This is a genomic window from Nonomuraea sp. WAC 01424 (assembly GCF_003947315.1).
Taxonomy (GTDB): domain Bacteria; phylum Actinomycetota; class Actinomycetes; order Streptosporangiales; family Streptosporangiaceae; genus Nonomuraea; species Nonomuraea spiralis.
Map to the genome: position 1 here is coordinate 411,975 of NZ_QHHZ01000009.1, position 13,677 is coordinate 425,651.

Here is a 13,677-nt window from a genome sequence, read left to right on the forward strand (position 1 = left end):
GGCCCGGAGCGTCAGGGCCCTTCGGGGTCCACGGTGTCGGCGTCGGCCCAGAACGGCGCGGCCAGCTCGCGCAGCCGCGCCGGGCCGACCCGGTCGAGCAGGGCGAGGGCGCCCGCGTTGTCGGCGAGCTGGGCCGCGCTGGTGACCCCGAACAACACGCTGGCCACCGCCGGATGGGTGAGGCAGAACGCCACACACACCTGGGCGGGCGTGGCCTCCAGTGCCGCCGCCACCTCGGCCAGCCCGGCGGCGGCCTTCGCGGCCCGCCCGCGCACCCCGCCGTGGTCGGGGAAGACCGGCCGGGCCGGCGTCTCCTTCCCCGCCAGCAGTCCGCCTTCGAGCACGTCGCTGGCCTGCAACGACACGCCCGCGTCGAACACCTCCGAGAACGGCACCCCTTCGGGGATCGAGCGGCGGCACGGGCTGTACTTGAGCTGGGCGAGCTGCGGTCCGGGCGAGCCGAGGTCGCGGGCGTGGTTGCGGATGGTCAGGATCGCGGTGGCCGACCAGTTGTTGACCCCCCAGCAGCCGAGCAGGCCCTCCGCCTCCAGCGCGGCCAGCTCGCGGGCCAGGCGGCGCAGGTCGAGGTCGTCCCGGTGGACGTCGCCGACCACGGCCAGGTCGGCGTGGTCGGTGCCGGCCCGTTGCAGCGCCCGTTCGAGCTGGTCGCGCAGCGGCCGTTCGGGGTGGCCCTGGAGCCAGAGCTTGACCGAGAGCAGGTAGTCCTCGCGGGCCAGGCCGGCGGCCCTGACCATGGCCGAGAACAGGACGTCGGTGAAGACCGGCCGCTGCCCCGGCAGGCCGTAGACGCCCACGTCGAACAGGTTGATGCCGAGGTCCACGGCCTGCCGCAGCAGCTCGACGGCCGCGCGGAAGTCCATCCGGTCGTAGGTGTGCCAGGACCCCAGCGACAACACCGACGCCTCGGGGCCGTGCGCCCCGATCTGCCGCTGGGGGACCTTGACCGTCATACGTTCGCCTCCGAGTCCCAGACCTGGTGCCGGCTGCGCCACCACAACAGCGCCACCATCACCAGGAACGGCAGCACCCCCCGGTACTGCTGAACCGTCTCCATCGAGGCCGTCACGCCTTCCAGGCAGCCCAGCAGCAGCCCGCCCGCCAGCGTCAGCCACAGGCTGCTGAACGCGCCGACCATGGCCACCGCCAGCGCGGTCGTGACGAGGTTGCCGAGGGTGGAGAAGTCGCCGCCGAGCCGGGGCGCGACCAGCACGATGACGAGCGTGCTGATCGCGCCGATGGCCACCCACACGGCCAGCGCGAGCCGGGGCGCGGGGATGCCGACGACCTGCGCGGTGGCCGGCCGCTCCGACAGCGCCTGCAGCCGCAGCCCCATCCGGGTACGCCCGAGCAGCAGCCCCACGCCGACCGTGATGAGCACCGCGAACGACAACGACACCAGCACCGCCTGCGGCACGACCACCTCGCCCACGGTGAAGGCGGGCGCGTCGAACGGCTGCGGGAAGCGCCGCGCGCCGCTGGTGTTGTTGCCGAACAGGCGCAGCCCGACCGACATCAGCGCGACGAACACCGCCACGGTGACGGCCGCCTTCGTCCGCAGGTCGTGCTCGCCGAACCAGCGCACCAGGCCGAGGCCGAGCAGCGCCGAGACCAGCCCGCCGGCCAGCGTCCCGAGCAGGAGCGCGAGCCAGACGTTCAGGCCGGCGTCGGTGAGAGTGACCATGACGAAGGCGCCCATCGCGCCCACCGCCGCCATCGCGAAGTTGACCACCGCGACCAGCCGGTACGTCAGGACCACGCAGAGCCCGAGCAGCGCGTACACGCCGCCGCTGGTCAGGCCCGCGACCACGGAGTCGAGCATCAGCCGTTCCGCTTCGGGACGATGAAGCCCTCGGGCAACACCGTCCACTTGCCGTTCTCGGCCTTGACGAACCGGCTGCCCTCGATCGGGTTGTGCGTCTGGCCGGGGCCGAACACCCAGGGCGTGCCGACCATGGGGTAGGTGATGGGCTGCATCTCCTTGAACGCCTTGGTCACCGACTCCCGGGTGATGTCCCCCTTGATCGTCTTGAGGACCTGGACGAACACGTCCGCCGCCATCACGCCGCCCTGGCTGAACGCGGTCTTCTGGATCTTGTTGTCATTGACGATCTTGGCCCACCGCTCGTTGCCCGGCAGGGTCTCATCGGTGTACGGCTGCCACTCCGTGCCCGCCTGGGCCTTCATGCCGGCCGGGATGAGCGCGGCGTTGGCGTCGGTGTAGGCGTTGGCCATGAGGATGAAGTCGACGTCCTGCATGCCCTGCGTCTTGGCCTGGGCGAACCACGGCCCGACCTGGGCGTTGTAGACGACCGCCTGGCAGCCGGCCGACTTGAGCTTGACCAGGTACGGCGTCGGGTCGCCCTGCCCGACCGAGGTGTCCTTGACCGCCAGCGTCTTGCCGGTGATGTCGCTCCACTCCTTGATGGCCGCGTCGATGCCGCCGCCGCTGCCCGGCAGCACGGTGAAGGCCAGGCACACCTTGTCGTGCTTGAGCGTCTCGGAGGCGTAGTAGAGCATCGCGGTCAGCAGCTTGAACGGCCCGGGGTTGACCGGGGCGATGTTCGGGCTGGTGAAGCAGGCCGGGTCCACGCCCACGGCCGGGATGGAGACGATCTGCGCCTTGCTGTAGGTGGCCCGGTTGAGCCCGCAGTCCACGGCGCTGGAGGAGCCGACCAGCGCCACGACCTCCTCGGAGTCGATCAGCTCGCGCGCCGCCTCCGTGGAGCGCTGCGGGTTCATCGCGTCGTCCTTGCTGAGCAGTTCGATCTTGCGGCCGTTGATCCCGCCGGCCTTGTTGACCTCCTCGAAGACGGCCTTGACCGCCTGCGGCACCTCCGGGGTCTGGAACAGGCCGGTGACGCCGTTGACGGCGCCGACCTTGATGGGCCCGTCGGTGCCCGAGCCGCCGGAACAGGCCGTCAGGGCGGTCAGCAGGCCAAGGACGGGCAGAGCCATGAGTACGCGTTTCACGATGTCTCCTCCAAGACGGTCCCGAGGTATGCGGCCCTGACGGCCGGTGCGTCCAAGACGTCGAGCGTCGGCCCCGAGGCGATCACGTGCCCGAAGTCCAGCACCGTGACCTGGCCGCAGGCGGCTCGTACGAGATCCATGTCGTGCTCCACCAGCAGGATCGACACGCCGAAGCGGGCCGGGACCTGCGCCAGGCGGCGGCCGAGCCGCAGCGACTCGGCGGCCGACTGGCCGGCGGCCGGTTCGTCCAGCAGCGCCACCTTCGGCCTGGCGGCGACGGCGGCGGCCACGTCGAGCAGTCTCCTGGTGCCCGCGTCGAGGATCGACACGGGCACCTCGCCCGGCGGGCAGCCGAAGAAGCGCAGCACCTCCTCCGACTCCTCCCTGCGCAGGCGCCGCCCGGCGACGATCGCCAGGTACTCCTCCTGCGTCAGCTCCGAGGCGATGGCGGTGGTCTGGAACGTGCGCCGCAGCCCGCGCCGGGCCCTGGCGCTCGGGCTGAGCCGGTCGAGGGGCTCCCCCGCGAGCACGACGGAGCCTTCGTAGCGGGCGGCGAAGCCGGTGACGGCGGAGATCAGCGTGGACTTGCCGGCGCCGTTGGGGCCGATGAGCCCGCAGACGCCGAGCGCCGGAACCGTCAGGTCCACGCCGTCGAGGGCCACGACCTGGCCGAACCGTGCGCTCAGCCCGCGTACCTCCAGCACGTTCCCCTCGCCGCCGGCGGCCGGGGAGAGCGGAGCCGGCTCCTCGGCGGGCACGGCGGCGGCCAGCAGCGGGCGGGCGTTGCGCGCGCGCTTGCGGGCCCGGGTGAAGTCGGTCTGGCTCACCCCGCTGCGCAGGGCGAAGATCGCCATGGCGCCGAACAGGATGCCGCCGAGGTCCTGCGGCAGGCGCAGCTTCTCCAGGATGGTGGCCATGACCGCGCCGAAGATGCCGCCCAGGACGGCGCCCTCGGTGTTGTGCGGCCCGATGAGCACGGCGACCGCGAACAGCGCGAGCGACTGCATCATCGCGAAATTTCCGGATACGACGAGGCCGAGCTGTCCCGCCATCAGCCCGCCGCCGATGCCGGCGATGAACGCGCTGATGGCGAAGGCCGTGAGCTTGCTGCGCGCCACCGAGATGCCGTGCGCCGCCGCCGCCCGTTCGGAGTGCCGCAGCTCCAGCCAGGACCGCCCGATCCTGGTCCGGTTGACCAGCGCGAGCCCGATCGCGATCAGTACGAACACGGTCATGGCCAGCACGAAGTAGGCCGCGTCGGAGGAGAAGAGCCCCGGCCGTACGACGGTCTTCAGCTCGGTCGTGCCCGGGAACTGGTTGGCGTTCAGCACGATGTCGGTGGAGACGGCGAAGCCCAGCGTGACGACGGCGAAGTTGACGCCCCTGATGCGCAGCGCGGGCAGCCCGATCGCGACGCCCACCGGCACCGCCGCCAGCCCGCCGAGCACCAGCCACAGCAGCAGGCCGCCGGGCGCGTCGGCCAGGTTCAGCCGGAGCACCACCCAGGCCCCGATCGCCGCGAACGACATCTGGCACAGCGACATGACCCCGGCCCGCCCGACGATCACGCCGTAGCTCTGCATGAGCACGCCGCTGACGACGGCCGCGATGGCCAGGTAGATCCAGTACGGCGGCAGCGCCAGCGGCAGCACCACGCACGCCGCGACGGCCAGCCCGAGCCCCGGCCCCCAGGTCCTGAGCAGTGTGTTCATGAGCTCCCGCCTTCCGTGCCGGCCGCCTGGGCGAGGCTGTCGTCGGTGACGGCGCCGAAGTAGAACTCGTGCAGGCGGTCCTCGGCCCCGCGCAGCTCCTCGCACGGGCCGTCGAAGACGACCCGGCCCTTGCGCAGCACGTACGCGCGGGTACCGATCTCCAGCGCCAGGTTGGCGAACTGCTCGACCAGCAGCACCCCGATGCCCCGCCCGGCCAGCTCCCGTACCGAGCCCATCAGCCGGCGCACCACGACCGGCGCGAGGCCGAGCGACATCTCGTCGATGAGGACCACCTTGGGCCCGGCGATCAGCGCCCGGCCGATGACGAGCATCTGCTGCTCGCCGCCGGACAGGTTCGCGGCCGGCAGGGTGCGCCTGCGATCCAGCTCGGGGAAGATGTCGTAGACCATGGCCGGGTCGCCGTCGCCGGAGACCAGCAGGTTCTGCTCCAGGGTGAGCGTGCGGAACACCGTGCGGGCCTGCTCGGCGTACCCGAGGCCGGCCTGGGCGCGGCGGTAGGTGGGCAGGCCGGTCAGCGTGGCGCCGGCCAGCGTGACCGTGCCGGAGGCGGCGGGGGCCAGGCCCGCGATGCCGTCGAGGAGGGTGGTCTTGCCCGCGCCGTTCGCGCCGAGCAGCACGGCGGCCAGGCCGGGGGCGACGCCGAGGCTGACCTCGTGCACGACGGGGACCTCTCCTCTGGAGACGCTGATGTCCCGTACGTCGAGGACATCGTCCACGGGAGCGCCCATCAGCGGCTCCGGCGGCGGTCGTCGGCCGCGGCGGTTGACGGCGTGGGCGCCGGTCCGCGAGGGGCCCTATCGATGATGCGCCGTGCCTCGGAACGCAGAGGCATCGTCACCTCCCGGCACGAAATCGTATCTGATTCCATGTACGTTATGCGGATGGAATTGAGAGTGTCCAGAGCGGAGCGGATATGAAATCTGCGGCTGACAACAGGTCGGCTGATCTGGTCATGACCGGCGGCGTCGTGCACACGATGAACCCGGCCGGCCATCTCGCGTCCGGGATCGCGATCAAGGACGGGCGCATCGTCAGAGTCGGCACTCCGTTGCAGGTCCAGGCCATGGTAGGCCCGGAGACGGAGGTCGTACGGCTGCGCGGCAGATCGGTGCTGCCCGGCATCAACGACGCCCACCTCCACGGCGCCTGGCTCGGCCTGCGCTGGCCGGACCTCCTGCTGGACCGCCTGACCGGCACCGGCAACCTCGCCCCCGACTCGCGATTAGGGAAGGCGGAGGAACGCCGGGCGGCGATCCTGCGCACCGGCGACCTGCTGGCCTCCCTGGGCATCACGAGTTACACCGAGCCCGGACTCGGCCCCTGCGAGCACGACGGCGGCGGACGGTTCGGCGTCGAGGTCCTGCGCGAGTACGCCGACATGGCCGCGCGGGGCGAGCTGAAGGCCCGGGTGAGCGCGCTGCTGCTCTTCGCCGAGATGGACGGGCGCAGCTCGCTGCCCGACGTGGTCGCCGGACTGCGCGACCTGACGCCGCCCGCCGAGGTGCCGGGCTGGTTCAAGGTGACCGGGGTGAAGATCTTCGCCGACGGCATCCCGCCGATGCGCACGGCCTGGAGCGACGAGCCGTACGAGGACGGCACCCACGGCGCCCCGCTGGTCGACGGCGACTCCCTGGACGAGCGCGAGAACGCGCTGACCACGATGATCGAGACCGTCGCCGCGGCCGGGCACCAGGTCGCCGTGCACGCCACCGGCAGCCGCGCGACCAGGACCGTCACCCGCGCCCTGGCCGGGGCCCCGGGGCGGCGCCACTACCTCGTCCACGGCGACGTCCTGCATCCGGACACCCTCAAGACGATGGCCGCGGCCGGCATCGGCCTGACCACCCAGCCGGGCATCGCCGCCGCCGCCTCCCCCATGCTGCGCGACGCCCTGGGCCAGGCCGCGCTCGGGCACGCCTGGCCGGTGCGGGACGCGCTGGCCGCCGGCGTACGGCTCTGCCTCAGCTCCGACGCCCCCATGCTCACCCCCGACTGGCGGCACGGCGTGGCCGCGGCCGCCACCCGGTGGGCCGTGGACGGCGCCCCCGACCAGCGGCTCGCGCTCGACCAGGCGTTGCGCGCCTACACGATCGCCCCGGCCTGGCAGGACGGCGCGGAGTCGTGGAAGGGCTCGCTGGAGCCCGGCAAGGTGGCCGACCTGTGCGTGCTGGACGCCGGCCTGCTGGACGTGCACCCGGCCGACCTGCCCGAGGTGCCCATCGCGATGACGCTGGTGGACGGCAAGGTCGTGTACGAGCGATGAGGCGTCAGCGGCCCTCGACCGACCGTTCGAGGGAGTCGGCCAGCCACAGGTGGCTGTCGCCCAGCGTGGCGGGGTCGCCGCTGACCTCCGCCACGAGCCGCCAGTAGCGGCGCATGCGGGGGTCGCGGTCGGGCGCCACGCCGGCCAGCAGCTCGCGGCGGAAGGCCGGGGTGTCCCTGACGCCGCGCGCCGAGGCGTGCACGCCGACGTAGAGGTCGAGCTCGGCCCCCTCGCGCGGCTCGGCGCCCGCGCGGACCAGCGGCTCGGCCAGCGCGCACACCTCGCCGACGCCGGTCATCAGCGCGTCCTCGTCGGGGATCGCCTTGCCGTTCGCGCGGGCGCGGGCCAGCAGCGTACGGGCCAGCGACCGGTCGGCGGCCACCGCCACCAGCCCGGCGTACGCGACCACCTGCGACGGCGTCGGATCGACGGGCGGCTGCGGCACGACCATGGCCAGGAACCCGGCGAACCACGCGCCCGACACCGGGGAGAGCATCTGGCCGCGCCAGAAGCGGACGAGCGCGTCGCGGGCCGCCACGCCGTCCTCCACGGCCGCCAGCAGGCCGAGCCGGGCGGCCCGGTCGGCCGGGGCCGCCTCCTCGACCGCGCGCAGCGACGCCCGCCGCCAGGCCAGCCCGGCCAGCCGGACGTCGAGCTCGGCCCGCTCGGCCGCCACCGCCTCGCCCATCGAACGTTCGCCCCTCAGCACCGCCACGATCGAGGGCAGCCCCAGCCCGAGCCCGCGCAGCCGCCTGACCAGCGCGACCCGCCCGACCGCCGCCGGATCGAACCTGCGGTGGCCGCCCGTGCTGCGCCTGGCCTCGATGACGCCTTCGTCGCAGTAGAAGCGCAGGGTCCGCACCGACACGCCGGTCAGCCGCGCCAGGTCACCGATGCCGATCGTGTCCTGCCCCAAAGGCACGTGAACCTCCACCGGGATGAATGCCTCAATGACACCACTTCCCGGCCGGCCCCGCAGCCCGGGAAACCTCAGCCTGTTTCCGCGGCGAGCCGGCGGCGAGGCGGCGCCGGGCCGGTGGGCCCGTCGTCCTCCTGGTGGTCGGTGAGGTCGCGCAGGTGCCGGATGGGCGAGGCCAGCAGGACCAGGGGCACGCAGACGGCCGCGGCGACGAAGACCAGCAGGGCGGTCCGGCCGCTGAACACCCCGGCGAGGCCTCCGGCGACCAGTCCGCCGACCGGGATCGCGCCCCAGGAGACGAAGCGGACCGTGGCCATCACCCGGGGCAGCAGGTCGGGCGGGCTGGCGATCTGCCGGTACGTACGGGTCACCACGCTGAGCAGCACGACCCCGGCGGAGAACACCACGTTGCCCACGGCGAAGGCGGCGTACCCCTGCCAACCGGCGCCGAGGGGGACGACGAGCGCCCCGGCGACCGTGAGGAAGCCGGCGAGGATCAGGGCGCGGGCGGTGCCGAGCCGGGCGGTGATCCGGTTCGTCAGGGCCGCGCCGGCCAGCGTTCCGGCCCCGTCCGCGGCCAGCAGCAGGCCGACCAGGCCGGGCTCGGCGTGCAGCTCGCGTACGAGGTACAGCGCGTAGAGCGCCTGTTGTGCGCCGCAGACCATGTTCGCCGCGGTGGCGGCCCACATGCACGGGCCCATGACCGGGTGGCGTGCGACGAACCGCCAGCCTTCGCGGATCATCGCGCGCATCGGCGGCCAGCGGTCGGGGGCCTGCGGATGGCGTTCGGGCAGGGTACGCAGCAGCAGGGCCGAGACCAGGTAGCTCACCGCGTCCACGAGGAGGGTGGGCACCGCCCCGAGCACCTGGACGACGAGACCGCCGATCGACGGCCCGCCGAGCTGGGTGGCGGCGTGGGTGCCGGAGGTCAGGCTGTTGCGGGACTGCAACTGCTCCTTGCTCACGATCGACGGCAGGAAGGTCGAGTTGGCGACGTCGAAGACGACGTTCGCGAAGCTGATCACGAGGGCCGCGACCACCAGCTGGGCGACCGTCAGCCGGTCCAGCCACCAGGCCACCGGGATGGAGACGACCGCGGCCGCGCGGGCCACGTCCGCGATGATCTGCACCCTTCGCATGGGCATTCGCTGCACCAGTACGCCGGCGGGCAGGCCGATCACGATCCAGGCGACGTAACCGGCGGCGGCGATCAGGCCCATCTCGAACGCGGAGGCGTCCAGCACCGTCAAGGCGGTCAAAGGTAACGCCACCGCGCCCACCGCCGAGCCGACCGCGCTCGTCGTGCCCGCGGTCCACCAGCGCCAGAAGACGCCCGCCGCCCCTCCACTGCCGTTGTCCATGCCGGCGCCCTCCGCCAAGTAAGTTCCAGAATGGAACGCACTCTATACTGACGGACGTGAAGCGCGCAGAGCTACCCGACTCCGACTGCGGCATCGCCCAAGCGCTGGGCGTGATCGGCGACTGGTGGACGTTCCTGGTCGTGCGCGACATCGCGGGCGGCACCACCCGCTTCGACGGCCTTCAGCGCGAGCTCGGCGTCAGCCGCCGGGCCCTGGCCGAACGCCTGGCCAAGCTCGTCGAGCACGGCGTGCTGGAGAGGCGGCCCTACTCCGAGCGCCCGCCGCGCCACGACTACGTGCTGACCCCGAAGGGCGAGGGCCTGCTGCCGGCGCTCATCGCCCTCCAGGACTGGGGCGCCAGACACGTGATGGGCGACGGGTCGCTGACCGCGACCAGCGAGGACGGGTCCGCCGAGAGCCGCCGCGTGCACGAGCTGGTCGGCCGGAAGATGCCGGACATCGTGCTGCGACGCCATGACGGCGAGCCGGTCGCGCCCGGCGCTCCGGACGGCCTCTGGACGGTGCTCTACTTCTTCCCCGGCGCCTTCGCCCCGGGCGCCCAGGCCTACCCGCCCGGTTGGGCCGACATCCCGGGCACGACGGGCTGCACGCTGGAGGCCCTCACCTACGCCTCCCGGTGCGCCGCCTTCGAGGCGGCCGGCGCCGCGATCCGGGGCGTGAGCACCCAGCGCCCCGACCAGCTGGCCGCCTTCGCGGCGCACGCGAGGCTGCCCTTCCCTCTCCTGTCCGACCAGGACAGCAGACTCGCCGCCGGGCTGCTGCTGCCGACCTTCCGGGCGGCCGGCGCCGACCGCTTCAAGCGCCTCACCCTGCTGGTCGACCCCGACGCGATCATCCGGGCGACGCAGTTCCCGATCAGCGATCCGGCCGGTTCGGTGGACGAGATGCTCGCCCTCGTACGCGACCGGCAGGCCCTTCCGTCCACCGCGTCCGGCGGTACTTGACCTCCAGTCCGACTGGAGTTCCTACCGTGACGGCGTCAACCGACGCGAAGGAGTGCGGCAGATGAGGGAACTCGGTCACGAACGGCTCGCGCTGGGCCTGAAGGAGCAGACGGCGGCGTTCGCCAGGGTGGTCGCCGAGGCGGACCCGGACACGGTCGTACCCACGTGTCCGGAATGGCGGGTACGCGACCTGGCCGGGCACATCGGGCAGGCCCACCGGTGGGCGGCGGAGATCGTGCGCACGGGCGCGTACGCCGCCGTCCCGGCCGTCCCCGACGCCGAGCCCGGCGAGCCGGCCCGCTGGACGGGATGGCTGGAGGAGGGCGCCGCGACGCTGACCGGCGCGGTCCGCGACGGCGGGCCGGAGCGCCCGGTGTGGACGTTCCTGGGCCCGCGGCCCGCGCTGTTCTGGTTGCGCAGGATGCTCAACGAGACCTGCGTGCACCACGCCGACGCCGCCCTCGCGACGGGCGCCGGCTACGAGGTGGCGGCGGACCTGGCGGCCGACGGGATCGGCGAGGGCCTGGCCCTGCTGTCCGACCCGGCGGCGGAGGCGTTCCTGCCGCGGCTCGCCGGGCTGCGCGGCCAGGGTGAGCGCATCGCGATCCGGCCCTCGGGCGCGACCGGCTGGACGATCACCAGAACCCCGGACGGCGTCCGGTACGAACGCGGCGACAGCACCGGCGACGTGACGGCCTCGGGCGCGGTCGCGGACCTGCTGCTGCTGTTCTCCCGCCGCCTGCCGTCCGGGCACCCGCGGCTGACGATCACCGGCGACCGGGCCCTGCTGGACCACTGGCTGGCCGCCACGCAGTTCTGAGGCACTACGGGCTGCGAGGCGCTACAGCTCCACGTGGTGGTCGGGGTCGCCGCCGAGCCGGCCACCGCCGCTGCCCAGCGCCGAGACGCGCGCCATCTCCTCGGGCGACAACTCGAAGTCGAACACCTCCAGGTTGTGGCGCATGCGTCCGGGATCGGCCGACTTGGGGATCGGCACGGCGCCGAGCTGCACGTGCCACCGGAGCACGACCTGCGCGGGGGTGCGGTCGGCCTCGGCGGCGACCTCGGTGACGGCCGGGTCGTCGAGCAGCTTGCCGCCGGCGCCGAGCGGGCTCCACGACTCGGTCGCCACGCCGTGCCCGGCGTGCCAGGCCAGCAGGTCGCCCTGCGGGAACCCGGGGTGCAGCTCGACCTGGTTGACCGCGGGCCACACGCCGGTGGCCTCGACCACCCGCTCGATCTGGCCGGGGGTGAAGTTGGAGACGCCGATCGAGCGGGCCAGGCCCTCCTCGCGCAGCCGTACGAACGCCTTCCAGGTGTCGACGAACAGGCCGTGGCCGGGCAGCGGCCAGTGGATCAGGTAGAGGTCGACGTAGTCGAGGCCGAGCCGGGACCGGCTCTCCTCGAAAGCGCGCAGCGCCAGGTCGTAGCCGTGCTGGGCGCCGCGCAGCTTCGTGGTGACGAACAGCTCCTCGCGCGGCACGCCGGACTCGGCGACCGCGGCGCCCACGCCCTGCTCGTTGCCGTAGCTAGCGGCGGTGTCGACCAGCCGGTAGCCGAGCGTGAGGGCGTGGGCGACGGCCTGGCGCGCCTGGCGGTCGTCCATCGGCCAGGTGCCCAGGCCCAGGCGCGGCATGGGGCGGCCGTCGGAGAGCACGAGGGTCGGCGCGGTCGTCATGGCTGGTCCTCTTCCGGGTGCGGGCAGGTGTCGTACGTACCCGGCGGCGCCGCGGTCAACCCGGGTGGGTCAGCGGCCCTGGTTGACCGCCTCGACCGCGGCGTGGACCTCCTGCCTGCCCTGGGGGCCGGAGAGCGCCTCGGCGAGGAGCGTGTCCGTCTCGTCGCGGCCCTTGCCGTCCGCGGGCACGTCGAGGTAGGCCAGCAACACCTCCTGGTGGTCGAGGTAGGGCAGCAGAGGCCACTCGAACGGGCTCAGGCTCGTCCCCTTCGCCGAGCTCAGCATCTCCTCGTCCACGACGAGCCGCAGCGCCAGATAACCCTTGAGGCAACACCGCCGGGCCTGGTCGAGGATCTCGGCGGCCCGGCTGAGCGCGGGCACCTCGGGCGGCGGCGCGTCGTCCGTGTCGTCGGGCGAGTCGGGGACGAGGTCGGCCCGTACGGCCTCGTACTCGTTCTGCAGGTCCTCCATGGCCTTGGCGTCCGTCTCCAGCCGGCGGACGACGTCGGCGTGCCGCTGTTCCCTGTCGGCGCTCCCCGGGCCGCCGCGCAGGTACGCCCTGGCCAGCGTCTGGCAGGCGTCGAGCGTCTTCCGCGCCTCGTCGAGGAGGGCGGGGAGCGCGGCGTTCGCCTTCCTGACCCGGTCGGGGGTGTCGCGGGGGCGGTTCCCGTCGAGGGTGCGCAGGGTTTCGAGGCTGTCGCGCAGGTGGACCAGCGCCCAGACCAGCCCGTCGGCGCCGCCCGGACCCGACCGCGGGGACCGCTCGGCCCCGCGGCGGAAGGCGGTCTCCACACCACCGTCCTCGGTGCTGGTCAGCCAGGCCCTGACCAGGTCGAGTTTGCCCTGCAAGCGGTCCCGTACGGCCCGCTGGACGACCGCCGCGTCCGCCGTCATGCCTCCCCCTCACTGTTGTCCGGGTCCCGAGTGGTCGTCCACTGGTTCTCCGGCTTCGCGCGTTCGATGTCCCTGATGGCCTCGCGCTCGTCCTCCAGGTCCTTCCAGAACTTGTCCAGGTCCGCGATGATCTGGTCGGCGTTCTGCTGGCCGTTGAGCTTCGCGAGCTGCTTGATCGTCTTCGCGATCTCGGGGACGGCCGGGAGCGGAGAGACGATCTTCCGCCGGGCGCCGACCGGCGCGGCCGGGACGCGGGTGCTCGTGAGGTAGCGGGGACGCTTCTGGACCAGCGCCACCACCATCTGCTCCATGCGGTCGCGGTCCAGGTACATCTGGTCGAGCCCCTGGCTGTAGAGCTTCCGCAGCGCCCACACGAACCGTTCGGGCGGCACGCCTGGGCGGATGCGCGCCACCTCGGTGAGCCAGAACATGATCTCCTGGTCGAACTGCCCCCACGGCTGGCCGTCCGGGATGTTCGCCTCGGGCGGCGGGATGCGCACGAGGTCGAGCCCGGCGGCCTGCTTGTTCACCCGGCGCACGGCGTAGATGTCGATCGGGCTGAGGAAGCCCACCACCTGGACGGCCATGTCCGGCACCTCCGTCAGCAGGCGCGCGAGGACGGAGGGAGGCTCCTGCCTCCTGGTCTTGACGACCTTCTTGGTGCTCCCCTGCGGCGACTCGTCGTCTTCGCCCTTCTTCCGTTTGGCCGTCCCCGAGCCCCCATGTTTTTTTGCTCGTTTCATCGCCCCTCCCCCTCATCTGCCCCCTCATCGGCCCCCCTTGTCGGCCGGTGAGGACTAATGCTCTGGGGTGACGCCGACCGTGCCTACTAGCCGGACGGTCAGCATCACGGACCGCCCGGCCCGCCGGGCG

The 13,677-nt window shown here is 73.0% G+C and carries 13 protein-coding genes; 3 read left to right on the forward strand and 10 right to left on the reverse strand.

What is annotated here, in order from left to right:
• Window positions 1-11: 11 nt before the first annotated feature.
• The 5 genes from DMB42_RS26240 to DMB42_RS26260 are packed head-to-tail and all read right to left on the reverse strand — an operon-like array spanning window position 12 to window position 5,452.
• Window positions 12-971, reverse strand: coding sequence for an aldo/keto reductase (locus DMB42_RS26240; protein ID WP_125637658.1), 960 nt, complete (start codon window positions 969-971; stop codon window positions 12-14).
• The gene (locus DMB42_RS26245; protein WP_125637659.1) at window positions 968-1,840 is read right to left on the reverse strand and encodes a branched-chain amino acid ABC transporter permease; all 873 of its coding nucleotides are present in this window, start codon (window positions 1,838-1,840) and stop codon (window positions 968-970) included. The genes DMB42_RS26240 and DMB42_RS26245 overlap by 4 nt, the downstream gene beginning before the upstream one ends.
• The gene (locus DMB42_RS26250) at window positions 1,840-2,991 is read right to left on the reverse strand and encodes an ABC transporter substrate-binding protein (protein WP_221762332.1); all 1,152 of its coding nucleotides are present in this window, start codon (window positions 2,989-2,991) and stop codon (window positions 1,840-1,842) included. Before DMB42_RS26250 ends, DMB42_RS26245 begins: the two co-directional genes overlap by 1 nt.
• Window positions 2,988-4,703, reverse strand: coding sequence for an ABC transporter permease subunit (locus DMB42_RS26255; protein WP_125637660.1), 1,716 nt, complete (start codon window positions 4,701-4,703; stop codon window positions 2,988-2,990). Before DMB42_RS26255 ends, DMB42_RS26250 begins: the two co-directional genes overlap by 4 nt.
• Window positions 4,700-5,452, reverse strand: coding sequence for an ABC transporter ATP-binding protein (locus DMB42_RS26260; RefSeq protein ID WP_125637661.1), 753 nt, complete (start codon window positions 5,450-5,452; stop codon window positions 4,700-4,702). The genes DMB42_RS26255 and DMB42_RS26260 overlap by 4 nt, the downstream gene beginning before the upstream one ends.
• Before the next feature lie 185 nt (window positions 5,453-5,637).
• Here DMB42_RS26260 and DMB42_RS26265 point away from each other — a divergent pair, with 185 nt between their 5' ends.
• Window positions 5,638-6,987 carry an amidohydrolase gene (locus tag DMB42_RS26265; RefSeq protein WP_125637662.1) on the forward strand — a complete coding sequence of 450 codons (1,350 nt, stop codon included), beginning with the start codon at window positions 5,638-5,640 and terminating at the stop codon, window positions 6,985-6,987.
• A 4-nt stretch (window positions 6,988-6,991) separates the two neighbouring features.
• Here the strand turns inward: DMB42_RS26265 and DMB42_RS26270 are convergent, their stop codons facing one another.
• Window positions 6,992-7,909, reverse strand: a complete 918-nt coding sequence (locus DMB42_RS26270) for a MerR family transcriptional regulator (RefSeq protein ID WP_125637663.1) — start codon at window positions 7,907-7,909, stop codon at window positions 6,992-6,994.
• Window positions 7,910-7,977: 68 nt separating this feature from the next.
• Window positions 7,978-9,267, reverse strand: a complete 1,290-nt coding sequence (locus tag DMB42_RS26275; RefSeq protein WP_125637664.1) for an MFS transporter — start codon at window positions 9,265-9,267, stop codon at window positions 7,978-7,980.
• A gap of 56 nt (window positions 9,268-9,323) precedes the next feature.
• Between DMB42_RS26275 and DMB42_RS26280 the strand changes: the two genes are divergently transcribed.
• The gene (locus DMB42_RS26280; RefSeq protein ID WP_125637665.1) at window positions 9,324-10,232 is read left to right on the forward strand and encodes a winged helix-turn-helix transcriptional regulator; all 909 of its coding nucleotides are present in this window, start codon (window positions 9,324-9,326) and stop codon (window positions 10,230-10,232) included.
• A 61-nt stretch (window positions 10,233-10,293) separates the two neighbouring features.
• The gene (locus DMB42_RS26285; protein WP_125637666.1) at window positions 10,294-11,052 is read left to right on the forward strand and encodes a maleylpyruvate isomerase family mycothiol-dependent enzyme; all 759 of its coding nucleotides are present in this window, start codon (window positions 10,294-10,296) and stop codon (window positions 11,050-11,052) included.
• Between the two features lie 21 nt (window positions 11,053-11,073).
• Here the strand turns inward: DMB42_RS26285 and DMB42_RS26290 are convergent, their stop codons facing one another.
• The 3 genes from DMB42_RS26290 to DMB42_RS26300 form a co-directional block, all read right to left on the reverse strand.
• Window positions 11,074-11,910 carry an aldo/keto reductase gene (locus tag DMB42_RS26290; RefSeq protein WP_125637667.1) on the reverse strand — a complete coding sequence of 279 codons (837 nt, stop codon included), beginning with the start codon at window positions 11,908-11,910 and terminating at the stop codon, window positions 11,074-11,076.
• A 69-nt stretch (window positions 11,911-11,979) separates the two neighbouring features.
• The gene (locus tag DMB42_RS26295) at window positions 11,980-12,804 is read right to left on the reverse strand and encodes a hypothetical protein (protein ID WP_125637668.1); all 825 of its coding nucleotides are present in this window, start codon (window positions 12,802-12,804) and stop codon (window positions 11,980-11,982) included.
• Complete coding sequence (locus DMB42_RS26300) at window positions 12,801-13,547, reverse strand: hypothetical protein (RefSeq protein WP_125637669.1); 747 nt, start codon at window positions 13,545-13,547, stop codon at window positions 12,801-12,803. The genes DMB42_RS26295 and DMB42_RS26300 overlap by 4 nt, the downstream gene beginning before the upstream one ends.
• Window positions 13,548-13,677 lie beyond the last annotated feature (130 nt).

What these genes read in the sequence shown, in the direction of transcription:
- DMB42_RS26255 (WP_125637660.1), bottom strand. Translation starts at nt 4,703, where the DNA reads ATGAACACACTGCTCAGGACCTGGGGGCCGGGGCTCGGGCTGGCCGTC.
- DMB42_RS26260 (WP_125637661.1), bottom strand. Translation starts at nt 5,452, where the DNA reads ATGGGCGCTCCCGTGGACGATGTCCTCGACGTACGGGACATCAGCGTC.
- DMB42_RS26300 (WP_125637669.1), bottom strand. Translation starts at nt 13,547, where the DNA reads ATGAAACGAGCAAAAAAACATGGGGGCTCGGGGACGGCCAAACGGAAG.
- DMB42_RS26245 (WP_125637659.1), bottom strand. Translation starts at nt 1,840, where the DNA reads ATGCTCGACTCCGTGGTCGCGGGCCTGACCAGCGGCGGCGTGTACGCG.
- DMB42_RS26275 (WP_125637664.1), bottom strand. Translation starts at nt 9,267, where the DNA reads ATGGACAACGGCAGTGGAGGGGCGGCGGGCGTCTTCTGGCGCTGGTGG.
- DMB42_RS26295 (WP_125637668.1), bottom strand. Translation starts at nt 12,804, where the DNA reads ATGACGGCGGACGCGGCGGTCGTCCAGCGGGCCGTACGGGACCGCTTG.
- DMB42_RS26265 (WP_125637662.1), top strand. Translation starts at nt 5,638, where the DNA reads ATGAAATCTGCGGCTGACAACAGGTCGGCTGATCTGGTCATGACCGGC.
- DMB42_RS26290 (WP_125637667.1), bottom strand. Translation starts at nt 11,910, where the DNA reads ATGACGACCGCGCCGACCCTCGTGCTCTCCGACGGCCGCCCCATGCCG.
- DMB42_RS26240 (WP_125637658.1), bottom strand. Translation starts at nt 971, where the DNA reads ATGACGGTCAAGGTCCCCCAGCGGCAGATCGGGGCGCACGGCCCCGAG.
- DMB42_RS26285 (WP_125637666.1), top strand. Translation starts at nt 10,294, where the DNA reads ATGAGGGAACTCGGTCACGAACGGCTCGCGCTGGGCCTGAAGGAGCAG.